This is a genomic window from Anaerolactibacter massiliensis (assembly GCF_900290205.1).
GTDB lineage: Bacteria > Bacillota_I > Bacilli_A > Erysipelotrichales > Erysipelotrichaceae > Bulleidia > Bulleidia intestinalis.
The window spans coordinates 1,464,274-1,479,879 of sequence record NZ_OLMH01000002.1 but is presented as its reverse complement, the minus strand read 5'-3'; the positions used below and the strand labels follow the sequence as shown (position 1 = coordinate 1,479,879).

Genomic DNA, 15,606 nt, shown 5'->3' with positions numbered 1-15,606 from the left:
GAAATGATGATTTTATGCACAATCATGCGCAGAAAGAAAATCTGCCGTTTCCGGCAGATCTCTCAATGGCTTGCGTAATAGTCCAGGATGCAGGAATAGTATTTCTTCCGCGTTTCTTCTTCGGCATTGAAGATCTCGTGTTTTGAATCCTCGAACTTCTTCAGTTCGGCAGCAAGGCAGTTCTTCACGAAGGTTTCCTGGCCCTGGGACTTGACCATCGTATCTTTTCCTGCCTGAAGCACGAGGACCGGCGTCGAGATCTCATCGGCATGCTTCACTGCTTCAGAAGCACCTTCTCTGGCAGCTTTCGCCCAGCTCCAGGTTGCACCCCAGGTCTGATAGGAAGGGTCTTCGCGCCGCTGTTCCATCTGGTATTCATACCGATCCCGGTCCATGGCAGAACTCGTCTCGAATTCATCTTCTCCGGTGAAGACATGCTGACCAGGCGCATACGGATCATCCAGGCTGACTGCTTTCGAATAGACTGCCAGCAGTCCGACTGCCTCATCCGGAACAGTACCGTAGTTCATCTGCAGCATCGGCGAGCTCAGAACCGCCGCCTGGAATACGCCCGGATTCTGCTCCAGATACAGCGCTCCGACCGTGCCGCCCATCGAATGCGCAAACAGGTAGAGAGGAAGCGAAGGATGCTGTTTTCTGGCATAGCGGACAAGCGCTCTTGCGTCCAGCACATAGTCCTGGAATGAACGCACATACACCCGCTCATCCGGGTAATATCTCATTCGCTCGGATTTGCCATGCCCGCGCAGTTCCGCAAAGCAGATCGCATAGCCTGCTTCATAGAACCGGTAAGCTGTTTCGTGATACTTTCCGAAGAACTCGCAGAATCCGTGGATCATGACGATGCAGCCCTTCGGATTTTCCGGAACTGCATGGCAGTAATGAAGACGGACCCCGTCTTCGGTAACCAGATTTCCCTGCTCGACATGATCTCTGACCCAGGGCTTCAGGACCGTATCGATATAAGAACGATATTCCGGGCTCATTCGGTTTCCTGACTGACTTTCCGGGCAGTATCCGGGTAATTCGTGATGATCGCGTTCACGCCCATCTTCGTGCAGAGAGCCATATGCTCAGGCTCATTGACCGTCCATACATTGACTTCCAGACCTTCTGCTGCCGCATCTTCCATGAAGTGATCAAAGCGCAGATTGTACAGAGCAGGGTGCAGGGCAGATGCCTTCAGCTTCTTTGCATAAGGCGCAATTCCGACCGGACCGTCTTCATAAAGAATGCCGGTCTTCACAGAAGGGTCTAGAGATTTGATCCGGACCATGGAATAATGATTGAAGGAGGAGTACATCACGCGGTTTTCCATGCCGAATTCATGGACCAGGGCAAGAATCTTCTCTTCAATGCCTTGATAATCAACAATGCCGGTCTTCAGCTCGATATCGATCGTGAGCGCAGAAGGCTGAATTACTTCCAGCACTTCCCGCATCGTCGGAATCTCCACTTTGCCTAGCTCCGGGTAAGATGCACAGAAATTCAGTTTCTTCAGTTCTGCAAGCGTCAGATCGCGGATCCATCCGGCTCCGTTCGAGGTGCGGTCTACCGTCTCATCATGGCAGACCACCAGTTCCCGGTCTTTCGTAAGCTGGATATCCAGCTCGACGCCATCGGCACCTAACTCGATTGCTTTCTGAAATGCAGGCAGGGTATTCTCCGGAGCATAGCCGCTCGCACCGCGATGACCCCAGATCAAAGGTTTCTTCATAGTCAGACCTCTTTCTGAAGCTATCTTATCGATGAGATGAGATAAAGTAAACCGGAAGCCCTTCAGGAGAATCTGCAGATCCTCTTGTTTAACCAGAACTTTACATAAACTTGATGTTCCGCCGGTATCAGAACGGCCGGGTGTTTCCTAAGATAGAAGACGGAGAGAACAATATGAAAAGCAAGCTTACGAAGATTGAAAAGAACTGGGTAATCTATGATGTCGGAAATTCCGCATTCACACTGCTGGTTTCGACCATCATGCCGCTGTACTTCAACAGCCTGGCAACTGCAGACGGTATTTCTCATGTTGACTATCTTGCCTACTGGGGATATGCAGTCTCGATCTCAACGCTGATTGTCGCAATACTCGGACCGATTCTCGGTACCGTTACCGACAACAAAGGCTTCAAGAAACCGATCTTCATGTGGTCAGTGATCTTAGGCGCACTGCTCTGTGCCTTGATGGGCGTCATCACGAAATGGATGCTGTTCCTGATCATCTTCGTCACCGCAAGAAGCTGCTATCAGGCCAGCCTGATCTTCTATGACTCCATGCTCGTAGACGTCACTACCGATGAACGCTCTGACTATGTTTCTTCCCAGGGCTATGCCTGGGGCTATATCGGTTCCTGCATTCCGTTCATCCTGTCGCTCGTTCTGATCCTGCTCGGCCCGAATGCCGGCATTCCGACTTCGGTATGCATGGGCATTGCCTTTGCGATCACGGCAGTCTGGTGGGTGGTATTCACACTTCCGTTATTGAAAACCTACAAGCAGGTCCATTATGTCGAAAACTCCACTGCTTCCATCGGCAGCACGTTTGCACGCCTTGGCCATACGCTGAAGAATGCCATGCATCATAAGAAGATTTTCCTGTTCCTGCTTGCATTCTTCTTCTATATCGACGGTGTCTATACCATCATCGATATGGCAACTGCCTATGGTTCTGCACTTGGCCTTGATTCCACCGGACTGCTGCTGGCATTGCTCGTCACCCAGTTCGTTGCCTTCCCGAGTGCCATCGCCTTCGGCAAGTTCTCGGGAAAATATGAATCCTCGAAGCTGATCACCATCTGCATCATCGGCTACTTCTGCATTGCGATCTTTGCTTTCTTCCTGCAGTATCAATGGCAGTTCTGGGTTCTCGCAGTTTCCGTTGGCCTGTTCCAGGGCGGCATTCAGTCGCTGTCAAGAAGCTACTTCACGAAGATCATTCCTGCAGATCAGTCCGGTGAATACTTCGGACTGATGGACATCTGCGGCAAGGGTGCTGCATTCCTCGGCACGATTGTTGTATCCAAAGGCTCTCAGCTCACCGGTTCCGTCAATGCCGGCGTCGGATCGATCGCAATCTTCTTCGTCATCGGCCTGATTCTGTTCCGCATGGCGGTAAAGACCAAGGCCGATGACTTCAGCAAGGCTGAGGCAGAAGGGGAACTCATCTGACGGCTGAAATTCAGTATGAAGCGGTGATCGAACCCGTTCCGGATCATGGCGGAGCCTATGTCAGGTTCCCGTATGATCTGAAGAAAGAATTCGGAAAAGGCCGCCTGAAAGTCCATGCCTGGTTTGACGGCGTTCCGTATGACGGCAGTATCGTCAATATGGGCTTGAAGAATGCAGATGGCTCCACCTGCTATCTCATCGGCATCAGAAAAGACATCCGGAAACAGATCGGAAAAGAACCGGGAGACAAAGTCCTGGTGAAGATCATTCTGGCAGAATAGAAAAAGAGGATTGTGAACAGCATGTGTCCGCAATCCTCTCTTAGTCTGTGTTTTGTTTTCATCAGATTTCACCTTCCTTGCCCGTACTTTAATCGCCGGAACAAAGCACTGCAAGGCTCCGGAAGCAGTTCTCAGAGAAGGCTCAGCGAATGTTCAGACAGATTTGACATTCCGGAAAAATCTTCAGAAATTCTTCACATTAACTTAATGTTATTCTTTACGGAACAGGCGCATGATACAGGAAGAAAGAAAGGGGACAGAAGTGATGAAGACGATTCTCGACACAGATATCCGGGTGATGATATGGATGCAGAACAGCCGCAGGAAATGGGTTACGGCCTTCATGAGAGCAGTCAGCGCATTGAGCGATCTCGGCATTTTCTGGATTGCCCTGGTACTTCTCCTGTACCGGATTCCGAAGTATACCTTCATTGCTGAAAAAGCAGGCCTTTCACTGATCGCGAACAGCCTGCTCATCAATCTTCTTCTTAAGCGCATCACCGCCCGGGAAAGACCATTCCAGGAATATCCGTTCCTGGAACCGCTGATCCGGCTTCCGAAGGACTGGTCGTTTCCTTCCGGTCATACCGGAGCAGCCTTTGCCTGCACCCTGGTGCTGATGCGGTTCCTGCCGGTTCACTTCGGATCTCTGCTGATGATCCTGGCAGTTCTGACCGGGTATTCCAGAGTCTATCTCGGCGTGCATTATCCGAGCGATGTGATCGCCGGTGCACTGCTCGGTGCCCTGACGGCTGCCATTGCACTGAACTTATAGAAAACGGCCGGGAAAACCCATGAGCTTCAGCCATGGGGAGAAAGGCCGCTGTACCCGTATCATATAAGCAGAAAGGAGGTGACGTCATGTATCTGACGCAGACAAACTACATTCGGCATCTGCCGAAGGACCAGTACGAAGCGATCCTTGAGATGTGCTCGTATGCGAACAATCTGTACAACGTTGGGCTGTATCAGATCCGCCAGTATTTCTTTGCGACAAACAAGTATCTACGCTATGAAGAGAACTACCATCTATGCAAGGGCAATGAGAATTACAAGCTGTTACAAGCTGGTGTTTCTCAGCAGATCTTGCGGACGTGTGATCATGCCTTCAGGTCGTTCTTTGCGCTGCTGAGCAAAAAGAAGTCCGGCTGTTACGACAAGAAAGTGCGTATTCCGCACTACCGCACGAAAGGCGGAAAGTATCTGCTGGTGCTGTCAGCGAACGCAATCAGCATCAAAAACGGCAATCTGATCGTTCCGATGAGTCGTACGTTTTCAAAGCAGCATCCGGACCTGGATTCCATACGAATTCCAGTGCCTGACAGAATTTCAGGCAAGCACATCGCTGAAGTCCGCATCGTGCCTGTTCTGAACGGCAAGGCACTGAAGATTCAGTACTGCTACGAACAGGAAGAAGAGCAGCAGAATCTGAATGCGGACAATGTATTAGCAATTGATGTCGGTCTCGATAATCTTGCGCCGTGTGTAACAACCACAGGGACGTCCTTCATCGTTGACAGACGTAAGCTCAAATCAATGAACCAGTGGTACAACAAGTAGCTTGCACACTATGCATCGATCAAAGACCATCAGAACGTCAAAGGCTTTACAGCTCGCATGAGCTTCATCACAGACAAGCGTAACCGGCAGGTGACGGACCACATGCACAAGGCTGCACGCCATATCGCTGATTACTGCATTGCTAATGATATCGGCACGCTTATTGTCGGACACAACGTTGACCAGAAACAGTCGGCCAACATGGGAAAAGCGAACAATCAGAAGTTTGTTCAGATCCCGTTTGATCTGCTTCGCACGTACTTAAAAACGCTGTGCGAGCGATACGGTATTGCGTACATCGAGACGGAAGAATCCTACACGTCAAAAGCATCGTTCTTAGACGGTGACGAGATTCCCGTGTACGATGCGGAACATCCATATACAGGGATATTCTCCGGCAAACGGGTGAAACGCGGGCTGTACCGTACCAAAGAAAACACGCTCGTCAATGCGGACATCAACGGAGCGTGCAACATTGCCAGGTAAGCAGAACCTCGGCATCGAGGGACTGTGCAGCGGGCTTTTGGCAAGCCCTTTGAGAATAAGGATTGCGTAAGCAGTCAGACTTCTCAAGAATCCCACGTGCTTTAGCCGTGGGAGTGTCAAAAAGAATCGAGGTCATCTTCGATGGCACTGCTTTTTGCGTAGGCCGAACTGCGTGCTTCAAAGAAGTCGGTCTTGACCTGATTGGCATCGGCATACTGGGATACCCAGCGCATGGACTCTGGTTCTTCTTCCAGACCCGGATACAGCGGTTCAAGGCCGATAGACTTCAGCCTGATATTGCCCAGATACCTGATATAGTCTTCGACCATCGACTGATTCAGACCAGGAATCTGATCGCCGATGACATAGCTGCCCCAGGCAATCTCCTGGCGCACGCCTTCATCGATCATGTCATAGATCATCTGCTTATTCTCCTGGGTGAAGAGTTCCGGTTCTTCCTTCTGCAGGATATTGATGATCTCCATGAACAGCCACAGATGCGTGTTCTCATCCCGGTTGATATAGCGGATTTCCTGCACGGAACCAGGCATCTTTCCGTTTCTTCCGAGGTTGTAGAAGAACATGAAACCGGAATAGAAATAGATGCCTTCCAGAATGAAGTTGGCCACGCATACCCGCAAGAACGAACGCTTGTCCTGATGGGCGACGAATTCGTTGTACAGGTTTCCGATGAACGTATTGCGTTTCAGCAGATGCTCATCTTCTTTCCACTGATACAGAATCTGATCCCGCTCCAGCGGCGAGCAGATTGTATCGAGCATATAGCTGTAGGACTGGCTGTGAATGCATTCCTGGAATGTCTGGATCGACAGGCACAGATTGATTTCATTGGCCGTCACATACTGGCTGATATTCGGCAGATTGGCCGACTGCAGGGAATCCAGGTAGACCAGAAAGCTCAGAATCTTGTCATAAGCAGTCCGCTCGGCGGGAAGAAGATTCGGATAATCGGATTTATCCGGATTCAGATTGATTTCTTCCGGAATCCAGAAGTTGTTCATGGCATTCCGGTACCAGTCGGAAACCCATGGATACTTCAGATTATTGAAGTCATTGATATTGGTCGTATTGAAGTTGAGAAGTCTGCGGTCCCGGACATCGGTATCTCCATCGGGATTGAATAAACGCTTTCTGCGGATAGTATCTTCCATTAGTTCCTCCTTCAGGCTGAGCAGCTTTCGCATTCCGCAGGATCGAGCGAGCGGGAACGCACATAATAGATCGTCTTGACGCCGAGCTCATCTGCCAGAATATACAGATTCAAGAGCTCGCTCATCTTGTATTCATTCGTGATCCAGAGATTGAAACTCTGGGCCTGATCGATATGACGCTGGCGCACTGCTGCCGCTCGGACTGACCAGGTCTGATCGATGGAATGAGCATTCTTGTAATACCACCATGTCGCAGGGGAGAGATCCGGGGCGACTCTCGGAAGGATCGCTCCTTTCTTTTCTTCGAGATAGAAGCGGTTCATGACCGGATCCAGACCGGCTGTCGTCGAGACGAGAATCGAAGTAGAACTCGTCGGGGCTGCGGCCATCACATAGGCATTGCGCATGCCATGTTCTGAAACCTGTTCTGCCAGCTTCTGCCAGCGTTCGCTGTCGTAGTGACGGCGGCGGAAATATTCGCCGCTCTCCCATTCTGAACCGGGAAAGAGGGAATAGCTTCCGCGTTCTTCCGCAAGTTCTGAAGATGCCTTGATGGCCGCATAGGCAATGTCTTCAAATACCTTGTCGGCAAACTTCAGATGTTCCTCGGACTCCCACTTCACCTGATGCTTGGCAAGCAGGTGATGATAGCCCGAGACCCCGAGTCCGATTGAACGGTAGCGGTGATTGGTCAGCTTCGCTGCGGCAACCGGATAGAAGTTCAGGTCGATGACATTATCCAGCGCCCTGACCGCATCCGCAGTGACAGACTGCAGTTCTTCCGGATTGTCCACATCAATATTGCCTAAGCAGAGAGAAGCCAGATTGCATACCACATAGCTGCCAGGCTTCCGGACCGTGACGATGATCGGATCACCGTCTTTATCCTCAAGCGTTTCCGAGACTAATTCTGTTTCGCTCATATTCTGCGCGATCTCGGTGCAGAGATTGGAACAGTAGATCATGCCGGCATGCTTATTCGGGTTTGCTTCATTGACCGCATCACGGAAGAACGCAAACGGTGTTCCGGTCTCGACGGCCGAGCGCAGGATGAGCCGGATGATTTCCTTGAGCTTCACCGTGCGCTTGCGGATATTGCTGTCACGCACGCAGTCAAGATACTTCTCTTCCCATTCCCTTCCATAGCAGTCTTCGAGGGCATAGCCTTTCTTCATCAGAATCTCATGCGGATCCATCAGATACCAGTTCTGATTCAGATTTTCCTTTGCCATCTTCCAGAACAGGTCCGGATAGCATACCGCCGGGAACAGATCATGTGCCTTCATGCGGTCATCGCCATTATTCGTACGTAACTGCAGGAACTCCGGCAGGTCCATATGCCAGGCATCGAGATATACCGCTGCCGCGCCCTGTCTCATGCCGAGCTGATCGACGGCAACTGCCGTATCATTGATCACCCGGATCCAGCGGATCACGCCGCCGGCTGCACCTTCAAAGCCGCGGATACTGCCGCCTCTGGCTCTGACTTTGCCAAGATACATGCCCATGCCGCCTCCGAACTTCGAGACTTCGGCAAAATTGCTGATGGAAGCATAGATTCCATCCAGAGAATCCGGTACCGTATCGATGAAGCAGCTGCTGAGCTGATGATAAGGCTTTCTGGCATTAGCCAGGGTAGGAGTCGCCATTGTGACCTTATGCAGGCTCATCATGTCATAGAACCGCTTCACGATCTCCAGACGATTCTCTTTCTCATTCATGCCCAGATGCATCGCCACGCCCATATAGAGCTCCTGCGGTGATTCCATCGGAACATGCGAATGCGTATGGATCACATACCTCGAAAGCAGTAAATCCAGTCCTGCCCATGCAAAGAGGTCATCTCTTCGATCATCGATCCTCTGCTCCAGCTTTCCGACTTCTTCTTCGGAATAATGTTCCAGGATATACGAACCGTAATAGCCCTCTTTCGTCAGCCATACGAGCTTTTCATAGAAACTGCTGATTCCGAGCTTCTTCTCTTCCTGACGCAGATTCTTGTGGAACTGATAGGCAAGCAGCCTTCCGGCCGCTCTCTCCCATTCAGGTTCTTCCTTGGTCGTCAGTTCCTCTGCACTGCGGATCAGCACTTCCATTCTGCTGTCTAAAGACAGGGCTTCTTTATTCATCGACTGGAACTTGGCCGCTAGTCTTGCAAGATCGCAGGATGGCAGATCCTTCTCCATTTTCTCCAGAAGGGGATAGAGGTTCGGGTCCTGCATCAGCGCAGTCAGACTCAGCCTGGCATTTCTCGCGGCCGTCCGCTTTTCCCGGTAGAGGATATAAGCCTTCGCAGCATCATAGCAGCCTTCTTTCATGAGGCTCTTCTCCACGGCATTCTGGATTTCTTCCACCGATGCTGAGTTCTGCATGCGGAACTGGAGTTCCACGGATCTTACGATCCGATCTCCGAGTTCCTGGGTATATTCCTGATTCACTTCTGCAAATGCTTTCTGAACCGCATTGCGGATCTTCTGCGGTTCATAAGCAGTTTCGGTTCCATTTCGCTTAATTACTCGTTTCATAGCTGATCTCCGTTGAGCAAACAATATCGGAATCCATGCCTGAGGGTCAACGGAAATGCTCCGTGCAGAAAATGCTTGACCATTCTGACGTCATTTATATAATTACACAATGTAATTATTCAAAGTAATCAGGAGGGCTTATGAATCAGCAGAAAGCAAGGATGATATTTGATGCCCTGTACCTCGGCAAACGGATCTGGGAACTGCAGCCGGAACTGCCGGAAGGACTGACCGCCGGAAGCATTCATATTCTCGATCAGCTCGACCAGCTCAGCCATCAGCAGGAGAACGTCTGCGTCAGCGACATCAGCACGGCCATGAACCTGCCAAGACCCGGCATCACCAAAGCCGTGAAGGAACTTGCAGAAGCAGGCTATATCGAGAAGCATCCTGCCGAGAAAGACGGCAGAGTCGTTCACATCTCTCTTTCCCGGAAAGGAAAAGAAACCGTTGGGAAGTATGTGAAAGACTATTTCAGAACCGTATCAGAGAAACTATCCGATCTCAGCGATGAAGAGATCGAGCAGATGAATGAAACCATCACGAGCATTTATGACCATCTCGTGACAGGAAAGGAAGGGAAATCACATGAGTGAAGCAGTGATGGATCAGACACATTCCGAAGCACACAGCATGGCCGATTTCACAACCGGCAGTATCACGAAGAAGATCCTCAGATTCATCCTGCCGGTATTAGGAGCACTTGTCCTGCAGGCAGCCTATGGCGCCGTCGACCTGCTGGTGGTCGGCCGCTTCGGCACCAATGCAGGTCTTTCAGCAGTTTCCACTGGCTCTCAGGTCATGAACCTCGTGACCCTTGTCGTGACCGGTTCCTCGATGGCAGTGACCGTGCTCATCAGCCGGTACCTTGGCGAGAAACGGCCCCAGCGCCTGAGCAATCTGCTCGGAGCAGCATTCTCTCTGTATGCCATTGTCGCGCTGATCCTGTTTATCGCTCTCGTATTCGGAAACCAGACCATTGCCGTGCTCATGCAGTCGCCCGAAGAAGCACTGAGCATGACTGAGCAGTATCTTGCCATCTGCGGCAGCGGCATCTTCTTTATCGTTGCCTACAACCTGCTCTCCGCGATCTTCCGCGGGCTCGGCGACAGCCGGTCGCCGCTTGCGTTTGTCGGGATTGCCTGTGCAGTGAATGTGGCCGGAGATCTGTTCTTCGTTGCAGTTGTGCACATGGATGTTGCCGGGGCTGCCATCGCAACTGTCCTTGCCCAGGCCATCAGCGTGATTGCCGCCCTGGCCATGCTGAAGAAAAAGAATACCGGCATTTCCCTGAGGAAAGAAAACTTCGGCTTAAATGAGGAAACCGGAAGAATTCTGCGTATCGGCATTCCGCTTGCCCTGCAGGACCTGCTGACTCAGATCTCGTTTGTCATCGTATGCGCCTTCGTCAACAAGCTCGGTCTGACTGCTTCCTCCGGCTATGGCATTGCCTGCAAGCTCATCAACTTCGCGATGCTGCTGCCGAGCGCTCTGATGCAGTCCGCGGCTGCCTTCGTCTCCATGAATGCAGGCGCTGGCAAAGATGACAGAACAGCAGAAGGGACGAAGATCTGCATTCGGATCGGTCTGATTATCGGTGCTGCTGTCTTTGCCCTTTGCTATCTGAAGGGCGATCTGCTCTCTTCGATCTTCACGAGCAATCCTGAATACATTCAGGCAAGTGCTGCTTATCTGAGAGGGTTTGTTCCGGAAACGATCGTAACAGCTGTCCTGTTCTCTCTGCTTGGCTACTTCAATGGCTATCAGCGCACGATCTGGACAATGGTCCAGGGACTCCTTCAGACCTTTGTCGTCCGTATTCCATTTGCCTATGCCATGAGCACAAGACCGAATGCCAGCCTTGCTGCCATCGGTCTTGCTTCTCCGCTTGCTTCGCTGTTCGGAGTCATCCTGAACCTGTTCTATCTTCGCTGGTTCCGAAAGCAGCTGCTGATGAAGAGTCAGGATGCACTTAGTCAGAACTGAAAGATCAGAAGCCCTCTGAAAAAGTCCATTGACAACAACTCCTGATTCTGTATACTTGATTTGTAACCGTTTTCGAAAAGTGAATCGGGATTGTTACTGGTTATGCAGGCTATACCTTTGTGAAACAGAATTCAGTTTTTCTGTCTGACAGGGTATAGCTTTTCTTTTTTCAGGAGGAGAAGATGAAAGTCGTTAAAGTGATTAACAATAATCTGGTCCGCTCCTATGAAAAGGGCACAGAAGTGCTCGTGATGGGAAGTGGCATCGGCTTTCAGAAAAAAACAGGAGACGAGATCAATCCTTCACGAATCGAAAAGGTTTACCGGATTTCAGATCAGGGCATTGAGGGCAAACTTGCTCAGATTGTGGACCAGATTCCATCAGAACATATAAGGGTGGCCAACCTTATCATCGACTATGCCAGATCTGTCCTGTCTTCATCGCTGAGCGACCGCATCTATGTTGATCTGACGGACCATCTCAGCTTTGCAATCGAACGCTATGAAAAAGGAATGGCACTGAGAAATCCTCTGCTGTGGGACATCCGGAAGTTCTACAACAGCGAATATCTTGTGGGTTGCGAAGCACTTGAGATGATCCGCAGAGAACTCGGAATCAGTCTCCCGGAAGATGAAGCAGGATTTATTGCCCTGCATCTGGTAGAAGCTTCGACCGGAGAAACATCTTCTGAAGTGGAACAGAATATGGATCTGATCAACCATATCCTGCTTCTGATCCGCTATCACTTTCATATTGAACTCGATGAAAATACGCTTGCTTATGAGCGCTTCATGGTTCATCTAAAATTTTTTGTTGAACGAGCTGTCAGCGGAACTCTGAAAGAAGAAGATGACAGCCTGTATCAGCAGATGCGGAAGACTTATACCGAAGAATTTGCGTGTGCCGATAAAATCCGGAATTACCTGCTCGCAGAGAAAGGAATTGAAGTTCCTAGATCTGAAACTGTGTATCTGGCAATCCATATCTACCGGGTTGTCCATCAATGAAAGGGAAAACTATGAAATTCAGAGAACTGGCAGAAACCATCCTCGAAAAAGTCGGAGGAACCGACAATATTATCAATGTTACTCACTGCATGACTCGTCTTCGCTTCAATCTGAAAGATGAATCCAAGGCAGACAAAGAAGGAATCAAGGCAACGGAAGGTGTGGTAGGAGTTGCCTCTAAAGTCGGACAATTCCAGGTGATTATCGGTGCAGACGTACCTCAGGTATACCAGGAACTGATCAAGCTGACCGGAGATAAGCTGGCTGGCGGCGAAGTTGCAGCAGATGACGATACGAAGAAAGATCTCAAGTGGACAGATCGCCTGATTGATACATTAGTAGGCATTTTCACTCCGATCCTTCCTGCTCTGACTGCTTCCGGTATGCTGAAAGCAGTACTGGCAATTCTGGTTGCGTTCAGCCTTGTAGACAAGACTGACATGACTTATCAGGTTCTGAACTTCATGGGAGATGCGACCTTCTATTTCCTGCCGGTTCTGCTCGGAAAGTCCGCTGCCAAGAAACTCGGATGCAATGAATTCCTCGGCATGATGCTTGGTGCAATTCTGATCCATCCGAACTTTGTCTCTCTGGTTCAGGCGGCGAAAGATGGCGGAGAAGCTGTCAGCATTTTCGGACTTCCGATCTATAACGCGGCCTATTCCTCCACTGTCATTCCGATCATCCTGGGGGTCTGGCTGATGAGCAAAGTCGAACCGTTCTTTGCAGCACATTCCCCGAAATCAATCAAGTTTTTCACTGTACCGCTGCTTACCATGCTGGTCTGCGGAATTGCAACGCTTTGCGTCCTTGGTCCGATCGGCTATATCATCGGCAACTGGCTTGCTTCACTGGTCAATGGTCTCTCGGCAGTGGCTCCTTGGCTTGTACCGACCATCGTCGGCGGCGTTCTTCCGTTCCTGGTCATGACCGGCACGCATCATTCGCTTACTCCGATCGGAATTAACAATCGTATGACGATCGGCTATGATGCAGGAATCTATCCTGGCCAGCTCGCCTCCAACGTTGCCCAGGGCGGAGCAGCACTCGCAGCTGCAGTCAAGACAAAGGATCCGAATCTGAAAGCACTTGCGTCTTCCACCGGAATCACTGCAGTCTGCGGAATCACCGAGCCTGTCCTCTTCGGTGTCACCCTTGGTCATAAGACGAATATGATTTCCTCTATGATCGGAGGAGCAGTCGGAGGATTCTTCCTCGGGTGCTTCAATGTCAAGAACTTTTCGGGGGGTTCTCCTGGTCTTCTGACACTTCCGTCCTATATTTCTGTTGATGCACCGATGAGCAATTTCTTCCTGGCTTGTGCCGGCGCAGCAATTGCCTTCGTGGTTGCTTTTGTCATCAATTTCATCATCTTCAAAGACGAAGTACCTGAAGAATCAAAAAAAGCATAAGGCAGAATGCATCTCTGTACGCACCGGCGTCTGGCCGAACGATTTCACTCAAAGAAGTCAGCGATCCGGTGTTCAGAGATGAACTGATCGGAAGGGGCATTGCTATTCTGCCGGAAGATGGAACAGTTTCTGCCCCTTGTTCCGGTGTGATCCGGAAAATCTATCAGTCAGGAAATGCGATTTCTCTGTCTGCAGATTCTGGTGCGGAAATTCTGCTTCAGGCCGGGATCTGTCTGAACCATGAATCGGAATTGCTGTTTTATCCTGCAGCAAGCGAAGGCATGCACATTGAACAGGGGGACCTGCTGCTTCAGTATGATCTTCAGAAGGTGAAGGAAACCGGGGCGGAACCAGTCCTGCTGATGGTGATCACGAATCCGGAACAGTATTTCATTACCTGCAGAACAGGGATCAGAGTGTCATCAGAAAAAGCAATCATGAAACTTGAAAGGAGATCATAATGAGTTTTCCGGCTAATTTTCTCTGGGGCGGTGCAACTGCTGCAAATCAATGCGAAGGAGCTTATAACGAAGATGGAAAAGGCCTGGATATCCAGGATGTGCTTCCGCATGGCTTCGGTCTCCGCACTGCAGAACCGACTTCTGACAATCTGAAACTCAGAGCAATAGATTATTATCATCACTACAGAGAAGACATTGCATTATTCGCAGAGATGGGTTTCAAGGTATATCGTTTCTCCATCGCCTGGTCCAGAATCTACCCTACCGGTGAAGAGGAGGAGCCGAATGAAAAGGGCCTGGCATTCTATGATGCAGTTCTTGATGAGTGCGAAAAGTACGGAATTGAACCGCTGGTGACAATTTCGCATTATGAAACTCCTCTGGCGCTGGCTGAGAAATACAATGGCTGGTCAGATCGCAGGATGATCAGCCTGTATCTGAAATACTGCCAGACGCTGTTCACGTATTTCAGAGGCAGAGTCCATTACTGGATCACGTTCAATGAGATCAATTCCATTCTGCGCCAGCCGTTCATGAGCGGAGGAATCGGCACGCCGAAGGATCAGCTGACCAATCAGGATCTTTATCAGGCAGTGCACCATGAGCTTGTCGCAAGCGCAAAAGCAGTGAAGATGGCTCATGAAATCGATCCTGCCAATCAGGTCGGCTGTATGGTGGTCGGCATCACGGTATATCCTCTCTCTCCGGATCCGGATGATATCCTGAAAGTCATGGGCCTGGATAATGATTGCTATTTATTCCTGGATGTTCAGTGCCGAGGTGCATATCCGTACTTTGCCGCAAAGAGATTCGAAAAGCTGAATGTGAAACTCGATATCCAGGATGATGATCTGGATGCCTTGAAGAATACGGTAGACTTCCTGGCGTTCAGTTACTATTCCAGCAACTGTGTGTCAGCTGACCCTTCGAAGGGAGAACCAAGCCGTTCGAATATGACTCCAGAGCTGAGAAAGAATCCATATCTGAAGGTAACCGAATGGGGATGGCAGATAGATCCGAAAGGACTGCGCTACACGCTGAACAGATTCTATGCCCGCTACCAGAAACCGCTCTTCATTGCCGAGAACGGTCTCGGTGCAAACGATGTGCTGATTGATGATGGAAAAGGTTCCAAGACGGTCATCGATGATTACCGGATTGCGTATATGCGGGAACATCTGAAGCAGGTAAAGCTGGCAATTGAGGAAGACGGAGTACCGGTAATCGGGTATACTGCCTGGGGCTGCATCGACTTAATTTCCTGCTCTACTGCCGAAATCAGTAAGCGCTATGGAATGATTTATGTGGATCTGAATCCGGATGGAACCGGAACTCTGAATCGCTACCGGAAGAAGAGTTTCTGGTGGTACAAGAATGTAATCGCCACGAACGGCGAGGAACTCTGAGAAAATTGCTGAAGATTGAGATACAGGCTTGCAGCTGGCTGCAAGCCTGCTTTCCTTGTCAGAATCATGTTTCCTTTCTCAATGGAAAAAATTCCGGAAGCGAATGGCAGGGCAATCATGGATT

13 protein-coding genes and 1 pseudogene are annotated in these 15,606 nt (G+C 50.2%); 10 read left to right on the top strand and 4 right to left on the bottom strand.

Annotated features, from left to right (window positions below; genetic code table 11):
• Positions 1-62: 62 nt before the first annotated feature.
• Both C7E00_RS10590 and C7E00_RS10585 read right to left on the bottom strand, forming a co-directional pair.
• Positions 63-1,007: an alpha/beta hydrolase gene (locus tag C7E00_RS10590; RefSeq protein ID WP_105304254.1), complete on the bottom strand. Its 945-nt coding sequence runs from the start codon at positions 1,005-1,007 to the stop codon at positions 63-65.
• The gene (locus C7E00_RS10585) at positions 1,004-1,738 is read right to left on the bottom strand and encodes a glycerophosphodiester phosphodiesterase (protein ID WP_105304253.1); all 735 of its coding nucleotides are present in this window, start codon (positions 1,736-1,738) and stop codon (positions 1,004-1,006) included. Before C7E00_RS10585 ends, C7E00_RS10590 begins: the two co-directional genes overlap by 4 nt.
• Positions 1,739-1,911: 173 nt before the next feature.
• Between C7E00_RS10585 and C7E00_RS10580 the strand changes: the two genes are divergently transcribed.
• The 4 genes and pseudogenes from C7E00_RS10580 to C7E00_RS16670 all read left to right on the top strand — a co-directional run bounded on the left by C7E00_RS10580 (position 1,912) and on the right by C7E00_RS16670 (position 5,513).
• Positions 1,912-3,186 carry an MFS transporter gene (locus tag C7E00_RS10580; RefSeq protein ID WP_105304932.1) on the top strand — a complete coding sequence of 425 codons (1,275 nt, stop codon included), beginning with the start codon at positions 1,912-1,914 and terminating at the stop codon, positions 3,184-3,186.
• 23 nt (positions 3,187-3,209) lie between these two features.
• Entirely contained in the window at positions 3,210-3,467 is a 258-nt protein-coding gene (locus C7E00_RS10575) for a DUF1905 domain-containing protein (RefSeq protein WP_420808604.1), read from the top strand.
• Between the two features lie 232 nt (positions 3,468-3,699).
• On the top strand, positions 3,700-4,242 hold the full coding sequence (locus tag C7E00_RS10570) for a phosphatase PAP2 family protein (protein ID WP_105304251.1): 543 nt from the start codon (positions 3,700-3,702) through the stop codon (positions 4,240-4,242).
• Positions 4,243-4,274: 32 nt separating this feature from the next.
• Positions 4,275-5,513 (top strand): annotated as a pseudogene (locus C7E00_RS16670) (RNA-guided endonuclease InsQ/TnpB family protein).
• A 116-nt stretch (positions 5,514-5,629) separates the two neighbouring features.
• On the opposite strand, the gene C7E00_RS10560 reads toward C7E00_RS16670, so the two are convergent.
• Both C7E00_RS10560 and C7E00_RS10555 read right to left on the bottom strand, forming a co-directional pair.
• On the bottom strand, positions 5,630-6,685 hold the full coding sequence (locus C7E00_RS10560; RefSeq protein ID WP_105304250.1) for a ribonucleotide-diphosphate reductase subunit beta: 1,056 nt from the start codon (positions 6,683-6,685) through the stop codon (positions 5,630-5,632).
• 11 nt (positions 6,686-6,696) lie between these two features.
• Positions 6,697-9,210 (bottom strand): ribonucleoside-diphosphate reductase subunit alpha, encoded by a 2,514-nt coding sequence (locus C7E00_RS10555; RefSeq protein WP_105304249.1) that lies wholly within the window; start codon positions 9,208-9,210, stop codon positions 6,697-6,699.
• Positions 9,211-9,350: 140 nt separating this feature from the next.
• On the opposite strand from C7E00_RS10555, the gene C7E00_RS10550 reads away from it, so the two are divergent.
• From C7E00_RS10550 to C7E00_RS10525, 6 genes are all read left to right on the top strand, one after another.
• Entirely contained in the window at positions 9,351-9,806 is a 456-nt protein-coding gene (locus C7E00_RS10550; RefSeq protein WP_105304248.1) for a MarR family winged helix-turn-helix transcriptional regulator, read from the top strand.
• Positions 9,799-11,196 (top strand): MATE family efflux transporter, encoded by a 1,398-nt coding sequence (locus C7E00_RS10545; RefSeq protein WP_239928561.1) that lies wholly within the window; start codon positions 9,799-9,801, stop codon positions 11,194-11,196. The genes C7E00_RS10550 and C7E00_RS10545 overlap by 8 nt, the downstream gene beginning before the upstream one ends.
• Positions 11,197-11,378: 182 nt before the next feature.
• On the top strand, positions 11,379-12,203 hold the full coding sequence (licT, locus tag C7E00_RS10540; RefSeq protein ID WP_105304247.1) for a BglG family transcription antiterminator LicT: 825 nt from the start codon (positions 11,379-11,381) through the stop codon (positions 12,201-12,203).
• Positions 12,204-12,214: 11 nt separating this feature from the next.
• Positions 12,215-13,615 carry a PTS transporter subunit EIIC gene (locus C7E00_RS10535; protein WP_167836560.1) on the top strand — a complete coding sequence of 467 codons (1,401 nt, stop codon included), beginning with the start codon at positions 12,215-12,217 and terminating at the stop codon, positions 13,613-13,615.
• A complete protein-coding gene (locus C7E00_RS10530; protein WP_105304245.1) occupies positions 13,600-14,076 on the top strand; it encodes a PTS glucose transporter subunit IIA in 477 nt (158 codons plus the stop codon). The genes C7E00_RS10535 and C7E00_RS10530 overlap by 16 nt, the downstream gene beginning before the upstream one ends.
• The gene (locus C7E00_RS10525) at positions 14,076-15,482 is read left to right on the top strand and encodes a glycoside hydrolase family 1 protein (protein ID WP_105304244.1); all 1,407 of its coding nucleotides are present in this window, start codon (positions 14,076-14,078) and stop codon (positions 15,480-15,482) included. The genes C7E00_RS10530 and C7E00_RS10525 overlap by 1 nt, the downstream gene beginning before the upstream one ends.
• Positions 15,483-15,606 lie beyond the last annotated feature (124 nt).

Bases quoted from the DNA above. Each gene is read 5' to 3' on its own strand.
- C7E00_RS10590 (WP_105304254.1), bottom strand. From the start codon at position 1,007: ATGAGCCCGGAATATCGTTCTTATATCGATACGGTCCTGAAGCCCTGG.
- C7E00_RS10585 (WP_105304253.1), bottom strand. From the start codon at position 1,738: ATGAAGAAACCTTTGATCTGGGGTCATCGCGGTGCGAGCGGCTATGCT.
- C7E00_RS10580 (WP_105304932.1), top strand. From the start codon at position 1,912: ATGAAAAGCAAGCTTACGAAGATTGAAAAGAACTGGGTAATCTATGAT.
- C7E00_RS10570 (WP_105304251.1), top strand. From the start codon at position 3,700: ATGATACAGGAAGAAAGAAAGGGGACAGAAGTGATGAAGACGATTCTC.
- C7E00_RS10560 (WP_105304250.1), bottom strand. From the start codon at position 6,685: ATGGAAGATACTATCCGCAGAAAGCGTTTATTCAATCCCGATGGAGAT.
- C7E00_RS10555 (WP_105304249.1), bottom strand. From the start codon at position 9,210: ATGAAACGAGTAATTAAGCGAAATGGAACCGAAACTGCTTATGAACCG.
- C7E00_RS10550 (WP_105304248.1), top strand. From the start codon at position 9,351: ATGAATCAGCAGAAAGCAAGGATGATATTTGATGCCCTGTACCTCGGC.
- C7E00_RS10545 (WP_239928561.1), top strand. From the start codon at position 9,799: ATGAGTGAAGCAGTGATGGATCAGACACATTCCGAAGCACACAGCATG.
- licT (WP_105304247.1), top strand. From the start codon at position 11,379: ATGAAAGTCGTTAAAGTGATTAACAATAATCTGGTCCGCTCCTATGAA.
- C7E00_RS10535 (WP_167836560.1), top strand. From the start codon at position 12,215: ATGAAATTCAGAGAACTGGCAGAAACCATCCTCGAAAAAGTCGGAGGA.
- C7E00_RS10525 (WP_105304244.1), top strand. From the start codon at position 14,076: ATGAGTTTTCCGGCTAATTTTCTCTGGGGCGGTGCAACTGCTGCAAAT.